We start from the raw sequence: 24,975 nt of genomic DNA, 5'->3' as shown, positions 1-24,975 counted from the left end.
GAACATTCTTGTCCTTCACAAACCTCTTTCCGGCCCCGATGTCATCGCGGCCTTGGCCGCACTACGTAGTAATGCGTAGTGGAACGAACGAATTTCGCACGCGGCCATGCTTCGTCATGATCTGACCATCAACAAAGGGTCGGTCCCATGCACGCTTCTACCGCTTCCATCGCCTCCTCCTTCGGCTTTAATGCCGCTGCCAGCCTTGTTGGTCGGTCGTTTGCTCGGCCGCGCCCGGTCGCATTCTACGACGCAGAAACCGAAATCTATGCCCAAGGCGAACTGGCGGGTGCGCTCTATCGGATCGAGTACGGCGCGGTTCGGATTTTCCGTCTCCTCGCCGACGGACGCCGGCAGGTCGTGGCGTTTCACGTTGCCGGAGAAACCTTCGGCTTCGAAGCGAGGGCCATGCGTAGCTTCTTTGCTGAAAGCATCGTGCCCACGGGTTTGACCACCGTCGCCATCGAAGAAACAGGCCATGGTACTCCCGAATTGATGGCGCTGGCGCTGGAGAGCATGGTGCGGGCGCAGGAACATCTTCTGGTCGTCGGAAAACAGAACGCGCTTGAAAAAGTGGCCGTCTTCCTCGTTGACCTTTTCGAACGTCAAGGCGCAAACGGCACGATCGACCTGCCAATGACCCGAACAGATATCGGCGACTATCTCGGTATGACAATCGAAACGGTTTCACGGAGCTTTTCGAAGCTGCGCGCTATGGGAATCATCCGGCTCGAGAGCACGCGTTGCGTAAAAGTCTTGAACCTCACGGCGCTCCGTCGCATGGGCGAATAGACAAGATGACGCATCGCCGCGACGATGGGCCCCGATTGGGTAGCAAGCCTAGCAAGGTCGTGACGCCCGCATTATCCTTGGACCTCGCTACCGCATAAGAGCCGCGGCGCTGGTTGCCGTCGCCGTCCAATCCGACGATTCTCTGCACAGGATGGACGGCTTAGATGGCTACACCCGCCACCTCACGAGGCTGGAAGATGAGGGATTCGTCTGTTAGCCCTTTACGGGCTCGTCCGGTTCCTCGGTTTCTCTCTCGACGAAGTTGTCGCTTACACAAACGACCGCTCATCAGCGACGATACGACTTACCCTTTCTCAGCGCGAGCATCGTCATCACGTCCGCCTGCAAATCCAGGCAGATCTGACGATACTCATCTATCAAGTGCTCACGCCTCGTCATCTCTCGCTCGAGCTTGTCGAGTGTCGTCGATGCCAATGCGTAGGCCTCGAAAAGCTCACAGATGCGTTCGTCCATCGCGCCCCGCAACTGCTCGCGATGGCGTGGCGCGACGTCCGGCAAACATCATTGCTTATTACGTGCGGAAGGGAAGTACGTAACAGTTAAGACTTGCGATGGCATCTGCCGGTAATGTCACGTTGTTTGACTGAAGCCTGATGAAACACTTTCCATCGAGTCAGGCGGCGATGCCGGTTATGGCCTTCCACTGGGCCATTGCCCGCATCCGGTGAATTTGGGTGCACAGGGCAGAACGCTTCTGTGATTGCGGGACGAAAAGATTTCTGACCGCCGAAAACACTGATATGAATCGCTGCAAGCCGCCCGCGGATCGGAAACCCTGCATCACCCGCTCTCGTTTTCGCAGCGGCAGGTGTGAATTTTCCGCCCGATTGTTCAGGCCCTCGTGCGATCGGTGTTCGACGCTCGGCATCGCCTCCCCTTGGCCGCTCCATACGAGCGCAGTTTGTCGGTGATGATCCGCTCCGGCGTGAGGCATTGCTTCTTCAGCAGCCTCACCAGCAATCGCTTGGCCGCCTTCGTATCACGACGAGCCTGAACGATTTCGTCGAGAACGTACCCGTCTTGGTCGACCGCTCGCCATAGCCAATGCTTTCGACCCGCGATGGAGATGACCACTTCGTCCAGATGTCAGACATCTTTTCGTGACGGCTTCTTTCTGCGCAGTTGTTTGGCATAGGCCGGCCCGAACTTGCGGCCCCATCGCCGGATCGTTTCATAGGACACGATAATGCCACGCTCCAGCAGCATTTCCTCGACCAGCCGCAGGCTCAACGGGAACCGGAAATACAGCCACACCGCGCGGGCGATGATCTGCGGCGGGAAACGGTGGTTCTTGTAGCTGACGATCGATGAATTCATCACCGACCGATAGCCATCAACCGTTAAGCCGCAAATAACGTGACATCACCGCTTCATGACATCAAGAGCCGCGGATACACCGGCAGCTTTTCCAATCTTGAACGCCTCCTGGCGACCTGGCGCAGCGTCGAGAGGCCGGAAGTGGATAATGGTGATGCGGCGCCGGCTCGGATTGGGCTCGCCGCCAGAACACTTGACAATGCGCCTGTGCGTGATCCGCAAAGCGGTCATTTGATCGCACCGGTTGTCACCGCTACTCTTTGCATCAAGCCGCGCGGCGCGCTTACCATCCAATCAAGCACGGAAAGTGGATGCCCTCAAACACGGATCACAGACGTTTGCTGTTTTGCGCAGCTTCTCCATGCGATTTCGCGGAATATTTCATGGCCGGACTTCGGCGAAACTCGAAGAATGGATCGATGATGCCATTCATTCTGGCCTCATTCTCCCGGCCCGTTTTGCCCGGGTTCCTCGCGGCGATATAGACGCCGTCTGTAACGCCATCTCCTGGAGCAATGGTCAGGCGGGGGTCAGATTAACCGACTGAAGACGATCAAGTGCGCAATGTATGGCCGAGCGGGTTCAGAACTTCTAAGAGCGCGAATGATGCCAATCAAATCGGCCGATCTCCACACAAAGTGAGGCAGACCCCAGTTAAATGCCAAACGACATCCGTTGCTCCGCGAGCCTTTGAAGGCGGAGCATGTGAAGCCGCGCCTTATCGGCCACTGGGGTACGACGCCGAGCCTCAACTTCATCTATGCCCATCTCAACCGCATCATCCGGATGCGCGATGCCGATGTCCTCTATATCGGCGGCCCCGGCCACGGCGGGCCGGGCATTGTGGCCAATACCTATCTGGAAGGTACCTATTCGCAGGTCTATCCCGAGATCGGCGAGGACGAGGCGGGGCTGAAGGCGCTGTTCCGGCAGTTCTCCTTCCCCGGTTGTCGACCCGAGCGGTGGACGCATGACTCTCGGCGACGAGCTGATCTATGACGATTGATGGAAGATCCGCGATCTGCGCGCGTTGAGGCGCGACAAAATCGGCTTTGTCTTCCAGGCGCCTTACCTCATTCCCTTTTTGGACGTGACCGACAATGTCGCCCTGCTTCCCATGCTTGCCGGCCGTGATCCGGATCCACAACGACATGGCTATCAAATTCGGAACGGCGATCATCGTCGTCACGCACGACGAAAAGATCATCCCCACCCTCAGGCGCATCTACCACATCCGCGACGGTTCACCCACGAAGAAGCAGGCGAAGGGCGCGGCTTCGACACAGGCCCGTGAGAACGATTATCTTGCCGCTGCAACTGTGGCGGTGTTTGCTGACCGGAAGCTGACGACAATTCCTGCCGATCGTCAGTAGCCCGTCAGTCCCTCTGTGCATGATTTCCTCCATCAACAACACACAGCCCAGGAGAATAAATCATGAGAAAGACATTGGCAGTGCTTGCACTGCTCGCGGCGCTTCCGGCAACGTCCGCGTTTGCTGGAGAAGTGTGCGACGTTCCGCCTCAGAAGAGGCAATCCTTCGAAGCGCTCGGGAAGCTTGCGGGCGACTTCGGATGGACCATCGACAAGATGAAGATCGACGATGGCTGCTACGAACTTCGTGTCACTGACACCAGCGGAAACGTCCTCAAGGTGAAGATCGATCCCGCAACGCTCGAGGTCGTCGATGGCAGCGTCAAGCGCTTCGGCGATGGCAGCACCATCGGTACGTCGCCGGAGACGGAATTGGACTAGCGATGGTTGCGTTGCGAGTGGGCTTGGCCTCGAAGCTGTCTATCTGTGGGTGACACCGGGCCGCCCGGCGGGCGAGCGATCTTGGTCTTGATCGCAGACCTGCCGGGATCTGGTGATCGCTCAATGGCCGTAGACCGCGTAGTTGGCGAGTGAGGTTCCAAAGGCCGGATGTATCTTGAAACGATCCTTTAATTAGAATAATTCTAAACTGAATATCTCGCTGCGTTTTCCATCACGGAATGAGGTTGCGTCGATGCAGCATCATCCCGCTGCACAGACATCACTGCCCGGAGCACCAATGATGCGCGCCCTTCACAAGCATAGGCTGGCTTCGGGCGGCTGGACTGGGCGCCAATGACGGGTTGATCTCGACGTCGAGCCTGATCGTCGGTGTCGCGACGGCGACCAACGCCTCACATGAGATCCTTGTTGCCGGCGTGGCCGGTCTGGTGGCCGGGGCGATGTCGATGGCCGCGGGCGAATATGTGTCCGTCAGCTCGCAGGCCGATACCGAGGAGGCCGACATGGCGCGGGAGCGTCACGAACTGGGGACGCAGCCGGAGGCCGAACTGGCCGAGCTAGCCGCGATCTACGAGCAGCGCGGCGTGGCCCCGGATCTGGCCCGGCAGGTCGCCGAACAGATGATGGCGAAGGATGCCTTCGAAGCCCATGGGCGGGACGAACTCGGATTGGCGAGCCATGTGATGGCAAGACCGGTTCAAGCCGCGCTGACCTCGGCGGTCACGTTTGCGGCGGGCGCCGCTTTGCCGTTGATCGTCGCCCTGCTTGCGCCGGCCGGAACGGCTGCATGGACCGTATCCCTTGCTTGCCTCATCGGTCTTGCCATCCTCGGCGCAATCGGGGCACGGGCGGGCGGCGCCAGCATCTCGAAACCGACCATCCGGGTGGTGTTCTGGGGCGCCGTCGCGATGGCCTCGACCGCATTGATCGGCTCCCTGATCGGCCGGGCGGTGTGACGATGAAACGCGTGTCGTTCGATTTCCAGACCGTCATGTCGGCAATTGCGGTCCTCGGGATGATGCTGGCCGTCATCGGGACCTGGCCGGCGGCGGAAGGGCTTTCCATTCTAAGGTCGCCCGGTCTGGTGATGGTCTATTTAGCCGGCGGGCTTCCCGCCACCTGGAGCGCCCTGACGGCGTTGTGGCGCGATCATATCCTCGACATCGATCTGCTGATGGTCGTCGCGGCCGTGGCGGCGGCGATCGTCGGGGCGCCGTTCGAAGGCGCGGTGCTGCTGACGCTCTTCAGCGTGTCGACCACGCTCGAACATCAGGCTTTGGGACGCGCACGCCGGGCTGTTGAGGCGCTCATGGCGCTCCGGCCGGAGACGGCTTTCCGCAAAAGGGAGGATGGCACCGTCGTGGAGGTTCCCGCTGCGGAGCTTGCCGTCGGCGATGTGGTGGTGCTGCGTCCGGGCGGACGCGTGCCGACAGACGGTGTGATCCTGTATGGCCACGGCGGGATCGACGAGGCCAATATCACCGGTGAGTCGATGCCGGTCTCCAAGGAACCGGCGACCAGGTCTTCGAGGCGACCGTCAATCTTGACGGGGTCCTTGACGTGACCGTCACCAGGACGGTCGGCGACAGCACGATCGCGCGCATGATCCAGCTCGTCACCGAGGCGCAGGAAGCGAAGGCGCCATCCGAGCGCTTCAGCGCGTGGTTCGGCCAGCGTTATACCGTCGGTGTCCTGCTGGGCTCCGCTCTGGCCCTTGCGGTCTTCTATTGGCTTGGCCGCGACTGGGAGCAGCCCCTCTACAAGGCCGCGACCCTGCTGGTCGCCGCCAGTCCCTGCGCGATCGTGATATCGGTCCCGGCAGCGATCCTGTCGGCGCTCTCCGCCGCGGCGCGAGGCGGCGTGCTGTTCAAGGGGGGCGGTGCGCTTGAAACGCTCGCCGCTGTCGATACCTTCGCCTTTGACAAGACCGGGACCCTGACCAATGGACGTGCGGAGGTCACGCGCATTTTCGCCCTGGATGGTGAGGATCGCCGTTTCCTTTCGCTCTTTGCCGGGCTGGAAGCGCATTCCGAGCATCATATCGCTGCCGCCATCCGTCGTGAGGCTCTGGTTCATGGCGTTGAGCCGGCAGCGGTCGTGGACGTGACCTCCCATCCGAGCGCCGGTATCGTCGGCTACGATACCTTCGGCCCGATATGGGCCGGCAATGCCCACCTCGTCGGAGAGATGGGTGCCTCGGTGGATCATGTCGCGTTCCGGGAACTCGCCGACAGCGCTCAAACCGTGGTCTATCTCGGGCGCGGTGCGACCGTTCTGGGGGCGGTCAGTGTTGCGGACGAAGCAAGAGCCAGCTCAGCCCCGGCGCTGGCCGCGCTTCGCGCCGGTGGTATCAACCGCATCGTCATGATGACCGGCGACCGCAGGCCGGTGGCCTTGCGCATCGGTGCGGAACTTGGCCTTGCGCCCGACGAGTTCATGCCGAGATGCTGCCGCAGGACAAGGTGCTCCAGGTCGGCGACCTCGCGCGTGGTGGCAAGGTCGCTTTCGTTGGCGATGGCGTCAACGATGCCGCCGCATTGGCTCGTGCCGATGTCGGCATCGCGATGGGAGCGGCGGGGTCGGACGTCGCACTGCAGGCCGCCGACGTCGCCCTGTTGTCGGAAGACATGAAGAAGCTGGCCGATGCGCACCGGCTGGCACGGCGGACGGCGTCATCATCCGACAGAATCTCGTCGTCGCGATCGGCGCGATGCTGCTGCTCGTGACCGGCGGCCTGTTCTTCGACCTGCCGCTTCCGCTCGCGGTGATCGGACACGAAGGCGGTACCGTTCTGGTCGTGCTGAATGGTCTACGCCTCCTGTCGGACGGAATCCGCACCGGCGACGGGAACTTCCACCGTTCTCGTCAATCTGAGCTCCAGGATCGAGCAGGCAGCACGTCCGGATCGCGGGCCACCTCGCCCACCACACCATGATCGGCCCCAGTGCTGATAGGTCGGCAGCCAGACCTTCCCTGTCCTAAAAAACCGCAAAGGTACACAAATGCTGACTTTGACATGGCTCGGCGCGGCCGGAACCGTAACCGGGTCGAAACATCTCCTTACACACGACGGTCACCGCATCCTTATCGACGGACTGTTCGAGGGACCCAAGAACCTGCGCGAGCTGAACTGGGAGAAGCTTCCGGTTCATCCGGGGGCGATCGACGCGGTCATCCTGACGCATGCTCATCTCGACCATTCCGGATAGTCGCCGGCATCGGATAACACATGCCTCGTCTCACTTGCGCCAGATCAAGAAAGGTCCTTTGCCAATGGCGTATCAGGGGGAAAATCAAGGATCGGATTGTGGTCAAGGCAGAAGAACTACCCTCAAGTTTCCGCCACGTGCGGTTGGTTCTCACTCGCGGCAAAGATCATCCGGAGGGAGATCGGGCAGTAGGCTATGATCTTCTGGTTCCGCTCAACCACGAAGGGTTCCTTGATCCGCTCGAATGGAAGAAATCTCGCGACGCCTGTCGCGTCCGATATTTCCGGGACGGTAAGACGGCCCGCATCGGGCTGTTGCGGCGCAAGCCCGGCGGGCAGTGGTATTTCGATTACGAGCCGGGTGATCGGGACGACGAGATCGGTTTCCGCCTGGGCGAGGAATGCTTCCGACTTGGCGAATACATCTCGGTCGGGCGGGAAGGCGCGTTTGTCACCTATCAGGTCGCGCGCGTCGAAAAGCCCTGACGCCGGGGCGAAATTGCAGAAAAGGAGAAAGAACCTTGTCGAATACACCTCACACTCTTGGCGACGAATTCCCGGACCAGATGGACGCCATTCATGCCCTGAAGGCGAAAAGCCCCGAGTTTGCGCATGTTTTGACGGAATATGACGCGGTGAACGACAAGATTCATCGGTCCGAGACACGTCTCGACGCCATTTCTGAAGCAGCCGAGGCCGATCTGCGCCGCCAGCGGCTGATGCTAAAAGACAAGATCGTGGCATCGCTCCGCAACGCGTGACGGGACAGCGAGGCCGCGTTTTGCTGCCCCGCTTGCATTACCCGGTTTCGGGGAGATCAGTGACACCACTTTCCCCGAAACCATCGCCTACAGCCGACCAGACCGACCATCAAGGCCCGAGTGTGGCTGCATGCCCGGCCGCAATCTCCCCCTCACCGAAGGCGGCGATACCGGCAGCGTTTGCCTCGTCGGTTTCGATGTGCATTTCGGTGAATGCCTTCTCGCCGACGAGTGCCAGAACTTGCGTAAAGGTCAGTCCGCGGGCGCCGTGCACCGACGCGCACATCGATCAATTCCCGGTCCGCGAGGCCAAGCCTGGCCGCGTCCTGCGGGGTGGCATGGATGTGGCGCGCCGCCACGATCAGCCCGTCACTCAAGAGCTTGCCGGCCGGGCCGATCAATGTCACAGAAGGTGTTCCGTCAAGCTGGCCGCTTTCGCGCAACGGCACGTCGATGCCGAGCACGAAGCTGTCGGTACGTGAGACCTCCACTTGCCGACGCTCCCACAACGGTCCGAGAATAGCAACCCGCTCCAGTCTTTCTTTCGGACCTTCCAGTGTTACCCGCTCTTGCGCTGCCCAATGCCCCGGTTGGCGGAGCGGCTTTGTCCGCCTCAAGGTAGTCCTTGCCGAACAAAGTTTCGACGGCTGCGGCCGAAAATGGACGTGACGACCGGAAACGGCCACCGGGATCGTTTCAGTGGCCGGCGCTTTACGGGCAAGCGCATGCGCCGTCTCGCGAGCGATCATCAATTGCTCTGCCGTTTCCGTCACGATGACACGAACACGCGAGCCGTAGGACTGAGTTTGCGGAGCGGCATGGTCGGATAGATCCGGCGCGTCATTGCGGTCGAAGTCGAGTTGCACCCCCATGAACGCAAGGCCGTCGCAGATGCGCCTTCGCATCGAGGCGATATCGAATACACCGAATTTGAGACTGGAGCTGCCGGCGTTCAAGACGAGAATTTTCATTCAGTTTCCCTGATCGTTGAAAAGTGTTCCGTGGTCTGCGGGGTGATGCGCCGAAGTGCGTTCAGGCCCTGGCAAAGTTGTTGGTTGCTGGGCCTCAGTTCACAGACGGCCAATATACAGAGACGCTGCCGTGCCGGTCGCAAGGCCGAGCACACTAAGGGCGCCGACGCGCCCGCCGATCCTTGAGCCTCCGACCCATGCCGCCATCACGGCTTTGACAAGTGTATTCATGGCCACGGCGATCAGGATCGCATCCGCCGCAAGACCGGGCTCGATCGAATGCGACGCCAGGCGGGCCATGGAGATCGAAATCGCATCCACATCGGCGATCCCCGAAGCGGCGGCTGTCACCAGGACGCCCGCATTCCCGAATGACTGCTGAAGCAGATGCGACACCACCATGACCATGGTGATGAGCGTCCCCATTTTCAGGGCGGGCGCCAATTCCAGGGGGTTGGTGATCGTAAGTTCCGGCTGTTCGGAGGAGCCGCGACTCTGCAACAGCAGGAGCCCGGCGCCGATGGCGAGCACGCCACCGCCGATGAGGAACGGCCATTTGAGGTGCGGAAGCAAGCTTTGGTTCAAGGCCGTCGCCACGACTGCGACGCGGATGATCATGGTCAAGCCGGAAAGAAGCACGCCGCAGGAAAGCAGCGTGCTGGACTCGGGGTGTCGGCGGGCAAGCCTTGCCAGCGTCAAGGTCGTCGCTGTCGAAGAGGCGAGCCCGCCCGCAATCGCCGTCATCAGGACCCCAAGCCGGTCCCCGAACACGCGGACAGCGACGTAGCCGGCGAAGGAGACTGCGGCAATCAGGATGGTCAGCAACCAGATCTCATATGGATTCACGGTGCCCCAGGGATCGACCGGCCTGTTCGGCAGGATCGGCAGCATGAGAAAGGTCATTGCCAGAAGCGTCAGGCCCGACCGGATCTCATTCCAGCTCAGCGATGCGACCCAACGATGCAACGGCTCGCGCAGGGCAAGCAGCACAGCCGTGGCAACAGCCCCCGCGATGCCGGCTGCAAGGTCGCCGACGACGGCAAGCGTTCCCAGCAGGAACGTGGCTATGCCGGCGACGACGGATGTCGCGCTGTAATTTCGTTCGGCCCGCGCTTCGAGCCAGTGATAGGAGGTGAATGCCGCGGTGAATCCCAGGAAGACAAGACCGATCACGAGGCCTGAGTCGAACTGCCGGGCCAGGGCGCCGGTAATGCCGCCGGTGAGACCGGTCAGCGCGAACGTTCGTAGACCTGCCGCTCGCTGATGGTCTTCCTCGTTGCGGGTACGCCATCCATGCTCCAGGCCGATCAGCAGACCGATCGAAAGCGATATCGCAAGGCGGCTGAGCAGGGCGTCAGTGTCCATAGTCTCCCGAGTTGCCTTTCAGCATCTGGCGTCGATGTCGATGATCATTTGTCTATGAAGAACCTTGCCTCAAACCCGTCAATTCTGCCGCTCGCGGGGGATTGGAGTTCTATCCGCCCATTTGTTCCGGCAGCGATGGTCCGGGCGATGGCGAGCCCGAGGCCGGCCCCTCGCACCAGAGCCTGACCGCGCTCGAAGGGCTCGCTCAGCCGCGCAAGCACTGCGGAAGGCACGACCGGGCCGGCGTTCGTGACGCGCAGACAGCCGTCTGCCGACAAGGTGACGGCGACTGGCTCGTCCCGCACGCCATGCTTGAGGGCGTTTTCGATCAGGTTCCGGGCCAGGATGGCGAAGGCGTCGGCGTCGATGCTTGCGAACACCGGCGCGTCTGGCAGTGCCAAGTCGATGCGCCCTGCCGTCTCGGCCTGCCCGTCGAATTCGCTCACAACCATCCGCAGGATGGCGCCGATCGCGACCGGCGCCTCGGCGAGAAGGCGTCCGCCCTCGGCTCTCGCCAGTTGCATGAGTTTCTCGGTGAGGCGGGAAAGGCGCCGCAAGGCGATCTGCATATCCTCGGCGCGCTCACGCGTGGCGTCGTCCGGCGCTTGCGCGATCATGCGCTGCGCCTGCGCCAGTGCCGCAGCCACCGGTGTCCGCAGTTCATGGGCCGATTTGGCCGCGAGACTGCGCTCGGCCTGCAAGGTACGCGTCAATCGGTCCAGGAGGTGGTTGACCGCTTTGGCGACGGGGCCGATCTCCGAAGGCAGGTCCTCCGCGTCGATGGGTGTCAGATCACCGCTGCCGCGCGCTTCGATCTGCGAGCGGAAGGTCCGAACCGGGGTCATGGACAGCCGGACAATGACCCAGATGCCTATCAAGCCGAGCGGGACAATGACGGCGAGCGGCAGGCTCAGCCCGAGCAACAATCGTCCGGCGGTCGTCCGGCGATGCGACAGGGGCTCAGCGATGGTGATGGTCAGGTTCTGCTGGAGGGTCGCGTCGGAGTAGAGGCGGTGCGTCGGCGTCGTGGCAAAGCCCATCCCGGAAAACGGCGGGAATGCAGCGAGGTCGGCGCTGTGCGATCGCAGCAGAACCTTGCCCGCCGCATCGCGCACGACGTAGGTGAAATACTCGTCGTGCTGTCGGAGCGTGGCAACGCGCTGTTCGGTGTCGTCGGTATCGCGGCCGATGATCTCGATCGCCGCAAGCGGCAGGATGCGTTGCGCCGTCTCTTCGAGGGCGCTGTCGAACACCTTGTCCATTTCATGGCGCAGCATCTGCGCGGTCACGACCGCGGCAAGTGCCCACAACACCGTCAGCCCCAGCCCCAGCCATAGCGACAGCCGCCATTGCAGGCTTCTGGGCCGCATCATCTTGCCGTTCCAAGACGATACCCGATGCCCCGCACCGTATCGATCGCGCCGTGGCCGAGCTTCTTTCGCAGTCTGCTGACGTGAACCTCGATCGTATTGCTCTCGACCTCTGCGCCGAACGCATAGAGCCGGTCTTCGAGCTGCGCCTTGGTCATCGCGATGCCGGGCCGCTGCAGAAATGCTTCGAACAGCGCCCATTCGCGACCGGTAAGCTCGACAGGGCGCGCGCCGTGCATCACGGTCCGGGCGGCGAGATCGACGCGCAGATCGCCGATCTCGATGAGAGGATTCGGGTTGCCGCTGTATCGCCGCGCCACGGCATTCAGCCGCGAAGAGAGTTCCGACAGATCGAACGGCTTGATCATGTAGTCATCGGCGCCGGCATCGAGGCCCGCGATGCGGTCGGAGATCTGGTCGAGCGCCGTCAGGATGATGACCGGCGTCACGCTGCCCTCGGCTCGAAGCTTTTTGAGAAAGACGATGCCCAATCCGTCCGGGAGCATCAGGTCGAGCAGGATGAGATCGTATGCCGCGCTTTGGAGATGTTCGCGCGCCGCATCGAGCCGTGTCACCCAGTCCACCGAGTGGAGGGTCGCGACCTGCTCGCGCACGGCCTTTCCGAGGATTGCATCATCTTCGATCAGTAGAACTCTCATCCCAAGGTCACCCCGACTCGCCATCCTCCTACCTAGCGTCCGATGCTGTCGGTTTGTTGAAGACCGGCCCAACGCCGCTTCAGGCGTTCGTCAGGAAAGCGTGCCATGGTTCCCCCGAAAGCGCGTTGATCAGGAACAATGAAACGATGAAACATTTGCTGGCCGCGATTCTCGTTCTGGCGTTCTCCGGTCCCGGTATCGCTAAGGCTGACGACGACGATTGCCATGTCTCGATGGATCGATGGAAGCCGCGGGAAGCGGTCGAGACAATGGCCGCCGGTCAAGGCTGGGCCGTTGCCAGGATCAAGATCGACGACGGCTGTTACGAAATCCGGGGAACAGACCGGAACGGCCTGGCTTTCAAGGCCAAGGTCGATCCGGAAACCCTCGAAATCGTCAAGTTCCGGCACAGGGATCGCGATGACGACCGTCACGGATCGAGGCGTCAGCGGCCGCCAGCCTCGGAGAACGACGCCGTAGGTGGGACATCCTCCAACACCCTGCTCGGGGCGACCGTGCGGCCCAAAACCACCATCAAGTAGCAGTCCCATCTCGCTGTCGCTCAAGCACTGCGACCGTCGCAAGGAGATTCCGCCATGCCTCATGATCCGGCCCGTTATTCCAGAAGCATGATCGTCATCCACTGGCTGACGGCCCTGCTGATCCTCGGGGCCTGGCTGACCTCGACGGGAGGCCGTCATATGGCCGAAAACCCGCCCTTGCTGCATTTCTCGTTCGGGTTGGCCGTGCTCGTCCTGGTGCTTCCGCGCTTGATCCTGCGCCTTGTGGGCGGAAACCCGGACGCGCCCCAGTCCAATGGCCGTCTCGCCCTTGCCGCCAAAGCCGGACATGCGCTGCTGTATCTCTTCCTGATTGCCCTGCCGTTGAGCGGTTGGTGCGCTGCCTCGCGCCTCGGTGTTCCCGTTTCCTTCTTCGGCTTCCAGCTTCCGGCGATCACCGAGCGGGTGCAGGGCGCACCGGGCCTGATCGCGGACATTCATGAGAATGCCGGCACGATCATCCTCTACCTCGCCGGACTGCATGCCGCGATGGCGGTCTGGCACCAGTACGTCCTGCGCGACGGGACGCTGCAGCGGATGTCCCCACGCTGACGCAGTGGCAGAAACACGCGCCCGAACGGAGCGTGGCTGGCTGCCGTCTTGTTCAGTCCCCGGAGCTTTCGCGGCTGGCCTGCCGACAGGCCGGCCGCTCCTGCATCTGCGGACCTGACCGTTTCCGATGCTTCCTGACGAAGTGCTGACGGAAAATCCCGATGACCGTCAGGCAGCCCTCAGGCGTCTTCGCCACAGTGACGAGGACGGGTCGGCGCTCTGTGACGACCCGGACACCGTTTCCTCGCAAAAGGCAAGCCGACATGAAATCGCTTCTCTCAGTTCTCGCCATGACAACCGCCCTCACGCTGCCCGGCCTCGCCATGGCCCGGCCGGTGACATTGACCACAACGCTGACCAACTATGGCGGCGACGGCGCGTATCTCGCGCTCTATGTCACCGATCCCCAGGGCAAATATGCCGGCACGCTCTGGGTCGCTGGCGGAAAGTCCAAATATTACGAGCATCTTTCGGGTTGGTATCGCGCCACTGGCGGCCGCGCCGGTATCGACGGCATTACCGGGGCCAGCGTCGGTGCGGGGCGCACCCTGGAGATCTCGCTCGACCTTGCCGATGCGCTTTTCGACGCAGGTTACACGCTGCATGTCGACGCAGCCGTGGAGGACATGCGTGACAGCCCCAACGAGGTCGCCGTTCCCCTGACGGTTGCGAGCGCGAAGACGCCCGTTCGCGGTCGACGCTACGTTTCGACCGTTGCCTACTCCTTCTAGGCGGTGAAGGACATGATTCGTGTCATCCATCGCTGGCCAGGCCTTCTGGCCGCTCTTTTTCTGCTGGTCTTGAGCCTTAGCGGTGCAGCACTCTCGCTGTTTCCCGCCGCCGAACGGTTGTCCGCCCCGCAAGCCGAGGCAGGGCTTTCCGTCGCGACGCTGGCCGGGCGCATCCTCACCGTCCACCCTCAGATAGAACAGATACGTCGCGCGCCCTCCGGCAAGATCACCGCCTACTGGTTCGAGGATGGGGTGCCTCAGGCCGCCCTCATCGATCCCGCAACAGGGCTGGGTGTCGCCTCCAGCGATCCGAATGCTGTCTTGCAGTGGCTTACCGGCCTGCACCGGTCGCTCTTTCTCGGTGACGGCGGGCGCATCGCAGGGGCAGTGGGCGCTGCCGCCATGCTGGTCCTGGCTGTGTCCGGCGCCATGCTCGTCGCACGCAGGGCCGGCGGCTGGCGGCGATGGTTCGCGCCGATGCGCGGGCCGCTCGCTGGACGATTGCATGTCGAGATCGCGCGCTTGACCGTCGCGGGCCTCGTCTTGTCCTCGGTCACCGCATTGTGGATGACGGCGTCGACATTCGATCTCCTGCCCGACACGGCCACATCTCCCGTCGCCCACATCGAGGCGAGCGGCCGGGCCGGCATGGCCGCATCGCACATGAATCTGCTGAAACGGACACCGGTCACCGAACTGCGCAGCCTGGCGTTTCCCGACCCGGCCGATGCGACGGATGTCTTCACGCTGAAGACCGATCGCGGCACGGGCTATCTGGATCAGGGCACCGGCGTGCTGCTGGCCTGGAGCGACCTGACCGGATGGCAGCGCCTCTCGGAGACCATCTATATGCTGCATACCGGTCGAGGCGCGGCCGCCTTGGGCCTCGTGCTCGGCATGATGGCGCTCGGCTTGCCGGCGATGGCGGGCACCGGCCTCATCCTGTGGCTGGCGGGTCGGCGCGGGCGCCCCCGAATTCACGGCAATGTAACGGCTGGACGTGCAGAAACGATGCTGCTTGTCGGCAGCGAGAGCGGAAACACATGGAGCTTCGCTGCGACGCTGCACGCCGCACTGACGAAGCTCGGGCAGGCGGTTCACACCGCGCCGATGTCGTCTTTCGATCCTGAGCGTTACCGGCATGCCCGGCGCATTCTCATCCTTGCGGCAACCTATGGCGATGGCGATGCGCCCACTTCGGCGCGGGGGTTCCTCGATCGCCTGCAAGCCCTGCCGGCAGAGCCAGCCATTCCAGTGGCCGTGCTCGGCTTCGGTGACCGCAGCTTCCCGGCCTACTGCGCTTTTGCCCAGGTCGTCGCGAGGACCGCCGAGGCGCGAGGGTGGAGCACGCTGATCCCATATGACACCGTCGACCGGCAGTCACCGCAGGAATTTGCCCGTTGGGGACGATCGCTGGGTGAAGCGATGGGGATCGGGTTGGAGCTTGTCCATCGGCCAGCCTTGCCGGCGGCCTCCCCGTTGACCCTCGTTTCGCGACGCGAATACGGCGCAGAGGTGCAAGCTCCGACCGTGATCCTGCGGTTCGCGCTACCCAAAGTCCCGTTCTGGCATCGGTTGGCCGGGCGTGGCTTCGGTCGGTTTTCGGCAGGCGATCTTCTCGGCGTGCTGCCCGAGGGCTCGTCCGTTCCCCGGTTCTACTCGCTGGCTTCGGGACGGTGCGACGGCTTCATCGAGATCGTCGTGAAGAAGCATCCGGCGGGGCTTTGTTCCGGGCAGCTCTTCAATCTGGAGCCAGGATGTGCCGTTCGCGCATTCATCCGCAGCAATCCGGGCTTCCATGCCGGCAGGAGCAGGACACCGCTGATCCTGATCGGAGCTGGAACAGGGATAGGGCCGCTGGCGGGCTTCGTGCGTGCCAATGCGCGCCGCCGTCCGATCCACCTGTTCTTCGGAATGCGTCATCCTGCCAGCGATTTCCTCTACAAGGACGAACTGACGTGCTGGCGCCGCGAAGGGCGCCTTCACCGGCTCGTCGGGGCGTGCTCGCGCGGGCGGATGCCGCGCTATGTCCAGCACGCCCTCCTTGAGGAAGCCGCCCAGATGACGACCCTGATCCGTGGGGGCGCGAGAGTCATGGTCTGTGGTGGGCGCGATATGGCTGTCGGCGTTTCGGCGGCGCTTGCCGAGCTTCTAGCGCCAGCCGGATTGACGCCGGCACTGCTCAAGGCGGAGGGACGCTATGTCGAAGACGTCTACTGATCCGATGAGGCACACGCTTAACGGACCGACCATGGGAACGCGCTGGTCGGCGCTGTTCTACACCGCGGCAGGGTTCGATCCAGAGCCGGTTCGGCACGCTCTTCAAGCGGAAATGGACGAGGTGGACGAGCAGATGTCCACCTGGAAGCCCGACAGCGCTCTGATGAGGTTGAACGCTGACCCAGTCGGCGACTGGATCGAGGTCCCGGCTCGTCTGGCTGACGTGCTGCATCTTGCGCTCGAAATCGGCCGCGCGTCCGGCGGGGCCTTCGATATCGGCGTGGGCGATGCGGTTGGCGCCTGGGGTTTTGGCCCGCACGCGGCCGACCGGACCCTGATCCAGAAGGCACTCGCGACACCGCGCCAACCCACCCATGCCGCGCTCGAACTCGATCCTGTTCGCGCGACGGTGCGAAAGCGCGCGCCGATCACCATCGACCTCAACGGCATTGCCAAGGGATATGGCGTCGACCGGCTGGCCGCGATCCTCGCGCGCTTCGGCATAACTTCCGGCCTCGTGGGAATTGACGGCGAGATGAGGGCAATCGGTTTGCGTCCCGACGGTGAGCCTTGGAATATCGCCATTGAAAGTCCCGACACGGCCCGTCGAGCGCGGCATTCCATCCTCGCCTTGCAGGATGCTGCGGTCGCTACCTCTGGCGATTACCGGCATTGGACTGTCGTGAACGGTCGCCGTCTCTCACACACCATGGATCCGCGCCGCGGTGCGCCGCTGCTGTCGTCGCCCGCTTCGGTCACAGTCGTCGCACGAACCTGCGCTGAAGCCGACGCCTGGGCGACCGCGTTGATGGTTCTAGGTCCGACGTCCGGGATCGAGCTTGCCCAGCACCTTGGCCTCGACGTGCTGTTTCTTCTGCGCGACGCCTCTGGTCGAGTCCGGCCAATAGCGACAGGGCCACTTTTTTAGGCAGGCTGGGAGACCTGTCGGAGGGTTCCTGAGGTCTATCGGCAAAGATTGAAACAATCGCACAATTCGGACTGACGGGACCGGAAAATGGCCGTGCCTCCTGGTGGCGGGTGGACTTTGGCCAGCCATTCTTGTCCGGGAACGCCGCTCCACACCAATGCGTCGGAGAACGACCTGCGCAGCCTCGTCAAGCGCAAGATCTCCGGCGGCACGATGAGCGCGATGGTCGTGTGGCGCGCGACACCATGCTCGGGCTGATGAAAACCTGCCGCAAGCTCGGGCTGTCGTTCTGGCACTATCTCGGCGACCGCCTGCAACTCGACGGTCCGCCCATCCCGCCGCTGGCCACTCTGGTCGCGGCTAAGGCTTGAACACGGCTCTCCACTTTGCAAACAGCCCCGGCAAGGAGAACTACCTTGGGTCAGCGTCGATGCCACGGACATGTGTGCACAACGCCGCAAGACTGCTCCGATCTCGATGACCGAAAACCACCGTGCTTCCGCGACTCAACCCGTCTGTCCCCAAATCTGCCCCGGTTACCCTCCTTGGCGCGGCTCCTCGGCATCGTAGGCAGTCATTGACCATCTGTATTAACGTTTTAAATTCCGCCAACGGAAATTAATCAACAGAATGCTTCCGTCACGCAGACGTTAATTTTCGCGCCCAATCACTATCGATAGGTTTCAAGTATCGATAGTGATGTGGTCTACAGGTTGACCAACCCTTGAACGCCCACTATCTTTAGGCAGAAGCAAATATTCGAGATCGTCCGCAACCTGCGCGACGAAATGTTATTTCCAGCGGAGTTTGCCATGAGCGTCACCGTCAAGGTAGCCGAAGCCAAAGCCCATCTGTCTGAGCTTCTCGCACGCGTCGAGGCCGGCGAAGAGGTCATCATATCTCGCGGCAATGATCCGGTCGCACGACTCTCACGCGTTCAGAAAGAAACCGAGCTCACGACGCTGATTGCGGAAGTGCGCGCGGCCAGGATGCGGGCAAAACCAGTCACCAACGAAGAGATCCTCGATTGGGAACGCGAGGGACAAAGGTTTTGACCGTCTTTGTTCTTGACGCATCGACCGCGGCTGCCTGGCTGTTGCCGGAGGAATACAGCGAGGCGGCCGAGCGTCTCATCGCTGGCATCTCCAGACCTTGCCCGGTACCCAACCTGTTCTGGCACGAGACGCGCAGCATTTTGATCAGCGCAGAGCGGCGGCAGAGGATCGCCCCCGGCCAAGCGCTGAACGCGATGGCTCGTCTCCGCCGGCTGCCGCTTGAGGACACCGGCGCCGGTCAGGACGGCTCAGTGCTGGAACTTGCAAGCGCACACGGCCTGAGCGCCTACGACGCCGCCTATCTCGACGTTGCAGTCCGTCAATCCCTGCCACTTGCCACCCTTGACCGCAAACTCGCCGGCGCGGCCCGCGCCGAGCGGATTCAGGTGCTTGGGCCCTTCGAGAATGAGCACTGAGCTTACAGCGTCGAAAACAGAGCGGCGCGCCGAGGAACTCGACGCGCTGGATGCCATCCTACCCTTCGGTCGGCGCGATCAGCTCGCCGCCCTTCTGACCGACGATGACGCCGCCACACTCAAGCATCTGGCCAGCGAAGGCATGGGCGACAACACGCTCAGGGCACTGGCCTCCGATCTCGGTTACCTCGAAGCCTGGTGCCAGCTTGCCACCAGTGGCCCCCTCCCCTGGCCGGCGCCAGAAAGTCTCCTCCTGAAATTTGTCGCCCATCATTTCTGGGACCCGGCCCGACGCGCTGAAGATCCAAGCCATGGCATGCCGGTGGAGGTTGAAGCTGGCCTGCGCGCCCAGCTGCTTCTGCGCGCCAACGGGCCGCACGCCCCCGAAACCGTTCGGCGCCGGCTGACAAGCTGGTCGATCCTCTCGCGATGGCGCGGCCTGAGAGGCGCCTTCGATGGGCCGTCGCTCAAGTCGGCGCTGCGGCTTGCGGTGCGCGCCAGCGCGCGGCCGCGGCAATGCAAGAGCAAAAAGGCGGTCACCGGCGCCATCCTGGCGAAGCTTTTGGACGCCTGCGCCGGTGAACGCCTGGTCGATCTTCGCGATCGAGCACTGCTTCTGACCGCGTTCGCTTCCGGCGGCCGCCGACGGTCGGAAGTGTCGGCGTTGCGGGTTGAGGACATCACCGACGAGGGCACCGTGCTGGCGGATCCATCGATGCCGGACTCCCCTCCCCTTCCCTGCCTCGCCATCCATCTGGGTCGAACGAAGACGACGACGAGTGACGACGACGAACGAGTTATCCTCATCGGTCGACCGGTGACCGCCTTGAAACGGTGGCTTGAAGAGGCCGGCATCAACGACGGCCCGGTATTCCGTCGCATCGACCAGTGGGGAAACATCGATCGGCGCGCGCTCACCCCACAGTCGGTCAACCTGATCCTGAAAAGCCGCTGCAAGCAGGCCGGGCTCGACCCGACACTGTTTTCGGCGCATGGACTGCGGTCAGGTTATCTGATTGAAGCCGCCAATCGTGGCATTCCCCTTCCGGAAGCGATGCAGCAGTCGTTGCACAAATCCGTGACGCAGGCCGCCCGCTACTACAACGACGCCGAGCGTAAGCTGGGACGAGCGGCGCGGTTGGTTACCTAGCGCCCCACGCTCGCTCATCCTTGGTAGCGGCAATCGGCAGTCAGGCTAGCGGGGGCGTGGGGTGCTATTCGTTCGCGTCGACCGCGGAAAACAACTCATCGATATCGCGATGCCCCTCGATGATATTGACGACCTCAAAACGTTCGTCGGCGTACCGGAAAAAGATGACGTATCCTTTGAACGCCGCGCTGCGTATATCGAGGCGCAATTCCGGCCTTGCTCGGCCGAGGGTGCCGGGAAGATCGGCCAGTGTCCGGCATTTTTGCCGAAGTTCTCCCACAAACCGACGTCCCGCCATCAAACTACCGCTCTGTCGAGTGATGTATTCGAGAATATTGACCAGGTCTGTGAGTGCCGAACGCAGCATACGAAGCTGCGGCACCCTTAGAAGCCTTCCTTGGTCAGTTGAGCGGCCTTGGCTTCCAGCGCCGCGTCAATATCTGCGTCGGATGCTTCGCCGCCATCGGCGATCGACTTGTTGAGCAGGCTGGTCAGAGCCCTCAACTTCTGCTCGCGCTCCTCGACCAGCCGCAATCCTTCACGCACGACTTCGCTGGCCGAACCGTAACGGCCGTCCTTCACGATGTTGGATACAAAGGCTTCCCAACGGTCACCAATGGAAACGTTCATGTCACACCTCCGTTTGCTCACAAGCATCGCACAATAACGTGAATTGCGCAATTATTGACACTACGCCACCCCCCCAAATGCGAACGCTCAATTCCGCATTCAAGAGGCCTTGAGACTTGGCGAGTGCCGCATCAGCGCCATCAGCGTCGACCCAGGCTCGCGCTCAAATCCCGCAGAGAGCCGCCGGGCCGAATTGCCCGCCCATTCCAGAGTTTGGGCGATAATGACAACTGCATTTCAGCCGCAGAAGCCCGTTGACGCGCGTTTGCCTATATGGATGCGCCGTTGCTCGCCCCGGGCACCGATTTGAGTCTGGCGGGCCGCTATTCAGTACATAAAACACGCTTGCAACTGAGCAATTCCTCACGCATTTCTTATCTGTACAAACCAGCTTAAGATGAGGCCGGTGAAAGCGCGATGGCAAAGCGACTAACAGTTAGCGTCCAACAGCCTCAAAGACGGCTGATCGGCTACGCCCGCGTCTCGACAGACGGCCAGATCCACGATGCCCAGATCGATGAGCTGCGAGCTGCCGGCTGCGGCCGCATCTATCAGGAGCACGGTTCTGGGGCATCGCGCGCGCCCAGTTTTGGTCAAATTGCTTGGCGAGCTCACCGCGGGAGATATCCTCGTCGTCGTTCGCCTCGATCGGCTGGCCAGCCGTGAGCCATCTATTGGCAGTGATCGAGGATCTTGAAGAGCGCGGTGTGCATTTCCGCTCGATCCGCGATCCGATCGATACATCGACGCCTCAGGGCATGTTCTCCCTCCAAGTTCTCGGCGCGGTCGCCCAACTCGAGTGGGCGCTGATTGCCGAACGCACCAAAGCCGGCATCAAGGCGGCGATGGCGCGTGACAAGCTCCCGGGAAACCCGGGCTTGCGAGAACGGCCACCGGAGGCCATCAAATCAGTCTCAAAAGCACGCGCAAAGCGTTATCTCGACGAGCTCATTGCATCCGCGCAAACTTGGCTGCCGATGGTGCGGCTGCGGCCTCACCACAGTTGGGACAACGTCGTGCGGGTGCTTAATCGCCGCGGTCACGACTGGACCGTCGAGCGCGCTTGGTGCGCGACAAGCTCGCGGAAAAAGACCTCCTGGCCCGGTCCCCTCGCCGTGCGCCCGAAGACCATCTGATGAAGCTGGTAGCGGCGATCGCCATTGCCGATCCCAAGCTGTCGCTCCGCGATATTGCCGCCCAATTTGGATCAGATGGGAGAACGGCCTGTGCGCGGCGGCAAGAAATGGCAGCCTTCCTCCGTCCGCGACCTGCTGGACGAAGCCCACCGATATGGCCTCATCCGCCATTGAAGGCGCGGCTCATCAGGCGACCGATCGCGTGCTTCCTCTGCCGACAGGGTCTTCCAAGCTATTGACGATCTGCGCCGCCGGCCGACGGAAATTGCCGCCGTCTCGCAGTTTCAGCCACGCGCCTGCATCCTCATCCGCCGCGGTGGGTTCTTTTGGCGCCGGCTCCCCCCTCCCCTCCATGCCGATCCGGCCACGGTGTTTAAGAAGGTTGGCACTTTGGTGCCAGAATTTTTGATTGGCCGCCGTATCACCTTCGGCGCCGGAAACGCCGCTTGGACCATAGAAACAATGACCAACCCCCAGCGGTCGAAATACTCGAAAGCTTCACCGGCGTTTCAGACGACGATGGGCATTTGGACGATGCTGCCCTGATTGCCGAGCATGTGCTGGACAATCGTTGTCCCGGCTCGTAGGAGGTCACCGGCGGCGGCGCCGGGATCAAGGTGAGCAGAACCGTGGCGAAACTGAATGAGGCGTTCCAGGTTGTCGGCATCGGCGTAGCGGCGATTCGCGCAAAACCAACAGCGAGGTGCTGACCCTAACACCGGGTTAGCGCTGACGGTCACTCTATGCGCTGGGCGCAAATCAGCGTTGCCGGGCGTCGAGAAAGTTGCCGGCCGACAATTTTCCAGTTTTATTATTTTTTTTCAATTACTTAGATAACGTCGGCATGACGACAGCGGGGCCATCTTGCTCATCAGGCGCTAAAGCGAGCTTCACGATGGTTACCGTCTGGGGGCCTTTTTCTTTTGAGCGTTCAGTCTTCCTTCCCGTCATTCGCCGCGAGGAATTCGGAATAGAGCCGATCCAGGTTTTCAGCGAGATACTGCCCGAAGCGACCGGCGTTCTTCGATTTCATTGAAAGTTCGAAGGCCTTGCCGGAGTTCGAATACTGAGCCGAGACTGCCTTGTCGCTTGTCTGCCAGCTTTCCTTGGATTTCAGTGACATCTTTTTGACGGGTTGCCCCGACGTATCCAGTGCCTTGAATAGCGTGTTGAACCGCTCGTCGCTTGAAAGCGATTGGAAGCTCGGATCGCCGGCGATGTCGTTCACCTTTTCCGCATTGGCGGCCTTGCCTACCAGAAGCGAAAGCTCGAGCCAGCGGTCGCGCCCAGTCGAGGGCGCCGCACCGATTTGCTCGATGACTACCAACGGCACCCGTTCAGTCACGCTCATCATCTTCGAAACCGCCGTCTTGTCCGCAGCAAGAGCTGATGCGATCACTCCACGGTCGTAACCAAGCGCCTCCAAGCGCGAAGCAAAGCTGGCACGTTCGATGAACGAGAGGTTGGCGCGGGCTGAGTTTTCCTGGCCCTGAGCGATAACGTGTGTCCGGTCATCGATTGCTTTGACAACTGCCTTGACCTTACGGCCGAGTTCGCGCGCTACACGCACACGGCGATGTCCAAAGACGATCTGATAGCGCCCGGATGCAGACGGGTGAGGGCGCACGAGGATCGGCGTGTCCTGGCCGCGTTCGGCAATTGCCGCCTTCAATTCTTCAAACTGCTCGCTATCGTCCGTCAAACGATCAAGCACAAAGGACCCATCCACCGTATCCGGATCGAGCTCGACGACGGCTTCACCTTCGAGGAACTTGTCGGCCTGCTTAGAGAGTTCGTCGAGAGAACGCACCATGCTCTTTGACGCACCACGCATGGGATAGGCTGGCGCGGTATCCGCCTGCGGGATCTCCGCTGCGTCTACCAGTCCCGCCAGCAGATTTTTTCTCGCCATGTGCCTGCTCCGTTCTACCTAACCGACTGAGTGTGAAGGTTGATGTGATCAGCGTGCAGCCTTACGTCCCCAGGACGCATGCACGAGTTCAGCGATTTCGGCATTGACCGCATTCAAGGATCCAATCGCTCGTTCATAGGTCGAGCGCGTCATCTGGGCCTTGTCGACCTCATAAAGTGTCTGCTTTGTAATTCCAGCGTCAGAGATCGCTGTCGACTTCAGCATCTGGTTCTTCAAAACGAACTGGTGAAACAGCGTCTGCATGAACCCTACCATCTGCGCCTGTGGCCCGTCCGTTGGCTCGTAGCGCGTGATGACGTAGCGGTACCATTCGAGATTGACGGCGGCACCAGCTTCGCGGATCGGCTTCAAGATGCCGCCCAGCATTAGCAAGAACTGTCCCATCGACATGACATCAAGCATCTGGGGGTGGATAGTGACAAGAACGCTTGTCGCCGCGGTCAGGGCGGTGATCGTCAGGTAGCCGAGTTGAGGTGGGCAGTCGATGACAACCACGTCGTAGCGATCTTCGACCTCGACAAGCGCGCGCGAAATGCGCGTGAAGAAGGTCTTGCCATCGTTCGAGCTCTTGTTCGTCATCGCGAGGGGCGTATCGTACTCGAATTCCTGCAGCTCAAGGTTGGCGGGTACGATGTCGAGGCCGGGGAAGGTGGTCGGCAGGATGATATCGGTGATCGATCGCCGTTGCTCGTCGTAGCGGATCGCTTCGTAAAGGGAAGGCGTCATGTCGAGCTCGGGCTGGAAGCCGTGAAGCGAAGACAGCGAGGCCTGCGGGTCGAGGTCGACGGCGAGCACTCTGTGACCTGTCAGTGCCATGTACTGCGCCAGGTGAGCGGCAGTGGTAGTCTTGCCCGATCCACCCTTGAAGTTGACGACCGCAATGATCTGGAGCTTCTCGCCAGCGCGCCGGCGTGGCACGTACTTGCGCGCTTCGGAGCGACCATGCTGGTCGAGGTACTGGCGCAGTTCCTCCATCTGCTCGGCGCTGTAGGAACGGCGGCCCGACGGAGACGTCTGGGGGAGGGGGCCTTTGCTCTCAAGGTGGAGCTTCTTCAACGTGCTTTGGGACACCCCGAGGAAATCAGCGACCTCCGAGAGCGAGAATTGGCGCAGCAGTTTCTTGGCATTCGGCGGGAACTGCTGCATGCTCAACAGGTGCAGCTTCTTTGAAATCAAATCGCCCTGTTCGAGGATCAAATCCTCAAAGTGCATCGGCTGTGCGGGAGCCATGGACAGCGAATTAGCGTTCATTGCAAGGAAGCTCTCAAATAACGGTTTTTCAGGCAGGAACTCATCCTAACCGTTATTATGTGCGGTTCCTTTCGTCTGACAAGGAATATAGAGTTAACAAAGGGTTAACTCAGAGCGGATCTACAGCAGCACATGAAGTCAATAGAGCGCATTTTCCCACTGTTTTTCAATAGCT

23 protein-coding genes and 8 pseudogenes are annotated in these 24,975 nt (G+C 61.7%); 20 read left to right on the top strand and 11 right to left on the bottom strand.

The annotated features are described in order from the left end of the window. The first annotated feature begins 147 nt into the window (after nt 1–147). Nucleotides 148–792 carry a helix-turn-helix domain-containing protein gene (locus tag IB262_RS33920; protein ID WP_060581916.1) on the top strand — a complete coding sequence of 215 codons (645 nt, stop codon included), beginning with the start codon at nt 148–150 and terminating at the stop codon, nt 790–792. A gap of 288 nt (nt 793–1,080) precedes the next feature. On the opposite strand, the gene IB262_RS33915 is transcribed toward IB262_RS33920, so the two are convergent. Together IB262_RS33915 and IB262_RS33910 are read right to left on the bottom strand one after the other, a co-directional pair. Then, nucleotides 1,081–1,311 (bottom strand): hypothetical protein, encoded by a 231-nt coding sequence (locus tag IB262_RS33915; protein WP_060581917.1) that lies wholly within the window; start codon nt 1,309–1,311, stop codon nt 1,081–1,083. A gap of 115 nt (nt 1,312–1,426) precedes the next feature. After that, nucleotides 1,427–2,122 (bottom strand): annotated as a pseudogene (locus IB262_RS33910) (IS6 family transposase). A gap of 62 nt (nt 2,123–2,184) precedes the next feature. Between IB262_RS33910 and IB262_RS36275 the strand changes: the two are divergent. The 9 genes and pseudogenes from IB262_RS36275 to IB262_RS33870 form a co-directional block, all read left to right on the top strand. Next, a pseudogene (locus tag IB262_RS36275) lies at nt 2,185–2,772 on the top strand (transposase); the annotation flags it as partial. Nucleotides 2,773–2,796: 24 nt separating this feature from the next. Next, nucleotides 2,797–3,078 (top strand): annotated as a pseudogene (locus IB262_RS33905) (phosphoketolase); the annotation flags it as partial. Further along, nucleotides 3,077–3,424, top strand: a pseudogene (locus IB262_RS36810) (ABC transporter ATP-binding protein); the annotation flags it as partial. The pseudogenes IB262_RS33905 and IB262_RS36810, both read left to right, overlap by 2 nt. Before the next feature lie 141 nt (nt 3,425–3,565). Further along, the gene (locus IB262_RS33895; protein ID WP_060581920.1) at nt 3,566–3,883 is read left to right on the top strand and encodes a PepSY domain-containing protein; all 318 of its coding nucleotides are present in this window, start codon (nt 3,566–3,568) and stop codon (nt 3,881–3,883) included. Between the two features lie 362 nt (nt 3,884–4,245). Further along, on the top strand, nt 4,246–4,860 hold the full coding sequence (locus tag IB262_RS33890; protein WP_246802822.1) for a VIT family protein: 615 nt from the start codon (nt 4,246–4,248) through the stop codon (nt 4,858–4,860). Nucleotides 4,861–4,922: 62 nt separating this feature from the next. After that, nucleotides 4,923–6,839, top strand: a pseudogene (locus IB262_RS33885) (cation-translocating P-type ATPase). Nucleotides 6,840–6,906: 67 nt separating this feature from the next. After that, nucleotides 6,907–7,110, top strand: a pseudogene (locus IB262_RS33880) (MBL fold metallo-hydrolase); the annotation flags it as partial. A gap of 101 nt (nt 7,111–7,211) precedes the next feature. Next, a complete protein-coding gene (locus tag IB262_RS33875) occupies nt 7,212–7,598 on the top strand; it encodes a hypothetical protein (RefSeq protein WP_192494485.1) in 387 nt (128 codons plus the stop codon). A gap of 35 nt (nt 7,599–7,633) precedes the next feature. Continuing rightward, nucleotides 7,634–7,873, top strand: coding sequence for a DUF465 domain-containing protein (locus IB262_RS33870; RefSeq protein ID WP_023513018.1), 240 nt, complete (start codon nt 7,634–7,636; stop codon nt 7,871–7,873). Between the two features lie 109 nt (nt 7,874–7,982). Here IB262_RS33870 and IB262_RS36550 read toward each other — a convergent pair whose 3' ends face one another. From IB262_RS36550 to IB262_RS33850, 5 genes and pseudogenes are all read right to left on the bottom strand, one after another. After that, the gene (locus IB262_RS36550) at nt 7,983–8,159 is read right to left on the bottom strand and encodes a PduL/EutD family phosphate acyltransferase (protein ID WP_246812644.1); all 177 of its coding nucleotides are present in this window, start codon (nt 8,157–8,159) and stop codon (nt 7,983–7,985) included. 38 nt (nt 8,160–8,197) lie between these two features. Further along, nucleotides 8,198–8,622: pseudogene (locus tag IB262_RS36545) on the bottom strand (PduL/EutD family phosphate acyltransferase); the annotation flags it as partial. Between the two features lie 321 nt (nt 8,623–8,943). Continuing rightward, the gene (locus IB262_RS33860) at nt 8,944–10,209 is read right to left on the bottom strand and encodes an MgtC/SapB family protein (RefSeq protein ID WP_060581924.1); all 1,266 of its coding nucleotides are present in this window, start codon (nt 10,207–10,209) and stop codon (nt 8,944–8,946) included. 44 nt (nt 10,210–10,253) lie between these two features. Beyond that, the gene (locus tag IB262_RS33855; protein WP_060581925.1) at nt 10,254–11,582 is read right to left on the bottom strand and encodes an ATP-binding protein; all 1,329 of its coding nucleotides are present in this window, start codon (nt 11,580–11,582) and stop codon (nt 10,254–10,256) included. Next, nucleotides 11,579–12,238 (bottom strand): response regulator transcription factor, encoded by a 660-nt coding sequence (locus IB262_RS33850; RefSeq protein WP_060581926.1) that lies wholly within the window; start codon nt 12,236–12,238, stop codon nt 11,579–11,581. Before IB262_RS33850 ends, IB262_RS33855 begins: the two co-directional genes overlap by 4 nt. Nucleotides 12,239–12,384: 146 nt before the next feature. Here IB262_RS33850 and IB262_RS33845 point away from each other — a divergent pair, with 146 nt between their 5' ends. The 9 genes from IB262_RS33845 to IB262_RS33805 all read left to right on the top strand — a co-directional run bounded on the left by IB262_RS33845 (nt 12,385) and on the right by IB262_RS33805 (nt 19,850). After that, nucleotides 12,385–12,780: a PepSY domain-containing protein gene (locus tag IB262_RS33845; RefSeq protein ID WP_112597211.1), complete on the top strand. Its 396-nt coding sequence runs from the start codon at nt 12,385–12,387 to the stop codon at nt 12,778–12,780. A 54-nt stretch (nt 12,781–12,834) separates the two neighbouring features. Further along, nucleotides 12,835–13,350 (top strand): cytochrome b, encoded by a 516-nt coding sequence (locus IB262_RS33840; protein WP_060581928.1) that lies wholly within the window; start codon nt 12,835–12,837, stop codon nt 13,348–13,350. 263 nt (nt 13,351–13,613) lie between these two features. Continuing rightward, the gene (locus IB262_RS33835; protein ID WP_060581929.1) at nt 13,614–14,081 is read left to right on the top strand and encodes a DUF2271 domain-containing protein; all 468 of its coding nucleotides are present in this window, start codon (nt 13,614–13,616) and stop codon (nt 14,079–14,081) included. A gap of 12 nt (nt 14,082–14,093) precedes the next feature. Continuing rightward, on the top strand, nt 14,094–16,301 hold the full coding sequence (locus tag IB262_RS33830) for a PepSY domain-containing protein (RefSeq protein WP_060581930.1): 2,208 nt from the start codon (nt 14,094–14,096) through the stop codon (nt 16,299–16,301). Then, nucleotides 16,282–17,229, top strand: a complete 948-nt coding sequence (locus IB262_RS33825) for an FAD:protein FMN transferase (protein ID WP_060581931.1) — start codon at nt 16,282–16,284, stop codon at nt 17,227–17,229. Before IB262_RS33830 ends, IB262_RS33825 begins: the two co-directional genes overlap by 20 nt. Before the next feature lie 230 nt (nt 17,230–17,459). Beyond that, nucleotides 17,460–17,600 carry a hypothetical protein gene (locus IB262_RS36265; RefSeq protein ID WP_246802821.1) on the top strand — a complete coding sequence of 47 codons (141 nt, stop codon included), beginning with the start codon at nt 17,460–17,462 and terminating at the stop codon, nt 17,598–17,600. A 441-nt stretch (nt 17,601–18,041) separates the two neighbouring features. Beyond that, on the top strand, nt 18,042–18,284 hold the full coding sequence (locus tag IB262_RS33815; protein ID WP_112975514.1) for a type II toxin-antitoxin system prevent-host-death family antitoxin: 243 nt from the start codon (nt 18,042–18,044) through the stop codon (nt 18,282–18,284). Next, complete coding sequence (locus IB262_RS33810) at nt 18,281–18,700, top strand: type II toxin-antitoxin system VapC family toxin (protein ID WP_112975513.1); 420 nt, start codon at nt 18,281–18,283, stop codon at nt 18,698–18,700. Before IB262_RS33815 ends, IB262_RS33810 begins: the two co-directional genes overlap by 4 nt. Then, a complete protein-coding gene (locus tag IB262_RS33805) occupies nt 18,690–19,850 on the top strand; it encodes a site-specific integrase (protein WP_112975512.1) in 1,161 nt (386 codons plus the stop codon). The genes IB262_RS33810 and IB262_RS33805 overlap by 11 nt, the downstream gene beginning before the upstream one ends. A gap of 64 nt (nt 19,851–19,914) precedes the next feature. Here the strand turns inward: IB262_RS33805 and IB262_RS33800 are convergent, their stop codons facing one another. Together IB262_RS33800 and IB262_RS33795 are read right to left on the bottom strand one after the other, a co-directional pair. Beyond that, nucleotides 19,915–20,232 (bottom strand): type II toxin-antitoxin system RelE/ParE family toxin, encoded by a 318-nt coding sequence (locus tag IB262_RS33800; RefSeq protein ID WP_112975511.1) that lies wholly within the window; start codon nt 20,230–20,232, stop codon nt 19,915–19,917. Nucleotides 20,233–20,234: 2 nt separating this feature from the next. Next, on the bottom strand, nt 20,235–20,480 hold the full coding sequence (locus IB262_RS33795) for a type II toxin-antitoxin system ParD family antitoxin (RefSeq protein ID WP_060608251.1): 246 nt from the start codon (nt 20,478–20,480) through the stop codon (nt 20,235–20,237). A gap of 417 nt (nt 20,481–20,897) precedes the next feature. On the opposite strand from IB262_RS33795, the pseudogene IB262_RS33790 reads away from it, so the two are divergent. Continuing rightward, a pseudogene (locus IB262_RS33790) lies at nt 20,898–21,790 on the top strand (recombinase family protein). A gap of 757 nt (nt 21,791–22,547) precedes the next feature. Here IB262_RS33790 and repB read toward each other — a convergent pair. Next, complete coding sequence (repB, locus tag IB262_RS33785) at nt 22,548–23,528, bottom strand: plasmid partitioning protein RepB (protein ID WP_090299603.1); 981 nt, start codon at nt 23,526–23,528, stop codon at nt 22,548–22,550. Between the two features lie 48 nt (nt 23,529–23,576). Then, nucleotides 23,577–24,800, bottom strand: a complete 1,224-nt coding sequence (gene repA / locus IB262_RS33780; protein ID WP_112984554.1) for a plasmid partitioning protein RepA — start codon at nt 24,798–24,800, stop codon at nt 23,577–23,579. Nucleotides 24,801–24,975 lie beyond the last annotated feature (175 nt).

Origin of the sequence: Ensifer sp. ENS02, assembly GCF_014851885.1 — a bacterium.
GTDB lineage: Bacteria > Pseudomonadota > Alphaproteobacteria > Rhizobiales > Rhizobiaceae > Ensifer > Ensifer adhaerens.
The sequence above is the reverse complement of the archived record's forward strand: the minus strand, read 5'-3'. Positions and strand labels throughout refer to the sequence as shown.

Bases quoted from the DNA above. Each gene is read 5' to 3' on its own strand.
- IB262_RS33850 (WP_060581926.1), bottom strand. From the start codon at position 12,238: ATGAGAGTTCTACTGATCGAAGATGATGCAATCCTCGGAAAGGCCGTG.
- IB262_RS33860 (WP_060581924.1), bottom strand. From the start codon at position 10,209: ATGGACACTGACGCCCTGCTCAGCCGCCTTGCGATATCGCTTTCGATC.
- IB262_RS33825 (WP_060581931.1), top strand. From the start codon at position 16,282: ATGTCGAAGACGTCTACTGATCCGATGAGGCACACGCTTAACGGACCG.
- IB262_RS33920 (WP_060581916.1), top strand. From the start codon at position 148: ATGCACGCTTCTACCGCTTCCATCGCCTCCTCCTTCGGCTTTAATGCC.
- IB262_RS33845 (WP_112597211.1), top strand. From the start codon at position 12,385: ATGAAACATTTGCTGGCCGCGATTCTCGTTCTGGCGTTCTCCGGTCCC.
- IB262_RS33835 (WP_060581929.1), top strand. From the start codon at position 13,614: ATGAAATCGCTTCTCTCAGTTCTCGCCATGACAACCGCCCTCACGCTG.
- IB262_RS33815 (WP_112975514.1), top strand. From the start codon at position 18,042: ATGAGCGTCACCGTCAAGGTAGCCGAAGCCAAAGCCCATCTGTCTGAG.
- IB262_RS36550 (WP_246812644.1), bottom strand. From the start codon at position 8,159: ATGTGCGCGTCGGTGCACGGCGCCCGCGGACTGACCTTTACGCAAGTT.
- IB262_RS33855 (WP_060581925.1), bottom strand. From the start codon at position 11,582: ATGATGCGGCCCAGAAGCCTGCAATGGCGGCTGTCGCTATGGCTGGGG.
- IB262_RS33895 (WP_060581920.1), top strand. From the start codon at position 3,566: ATGAGAAAGACATTGGCAGTGCTTGCACTGCTCGCGGCGCTTCCGGCA.
- IB262_RS33830 (WP_060581930.1), top strand. From the start codon at position 14,094: ATGATTCGTGTCATCCATCGCTGGCCAGGCCTTCTGGCCGCTCTTTTT.
- IB262_RS33795 (WP_060608251.1), bottom strand. From the start codon at position 20,480: ATGAACGTTTCCATTGGTGACCGTTGGGAAGCCTTTGTATCCAACATC.
- repA (WP_112984554.1), bottom strand. From the start codon at position 24,800: ATGAACGCTAATTCGCTGTCCATGGCTCCCGCACAGCCGATGCACTTT.
- IB262_RS33840 (WP_060581928.1), top strand. From the start codon at position 12,835: ATGCCTCATGATCCGGCCCGTTATTCCAGAAGCATGATCGTCATCCAC.
- IB262_RS33805 (WP_112975512.1), top strand. From the start codon at position 18,690: ATGAGCACTGAGCTTACAGCGTCGAAAACAGAGCGGCGCGCCGAGGAA.
- repB (WP_090299603.1), bottom strand. From the start codon at position 23,528: ATGGCGAGAAAAAATCTGCTGGCGGGACTGGTAGACGCAGCGGAGATC.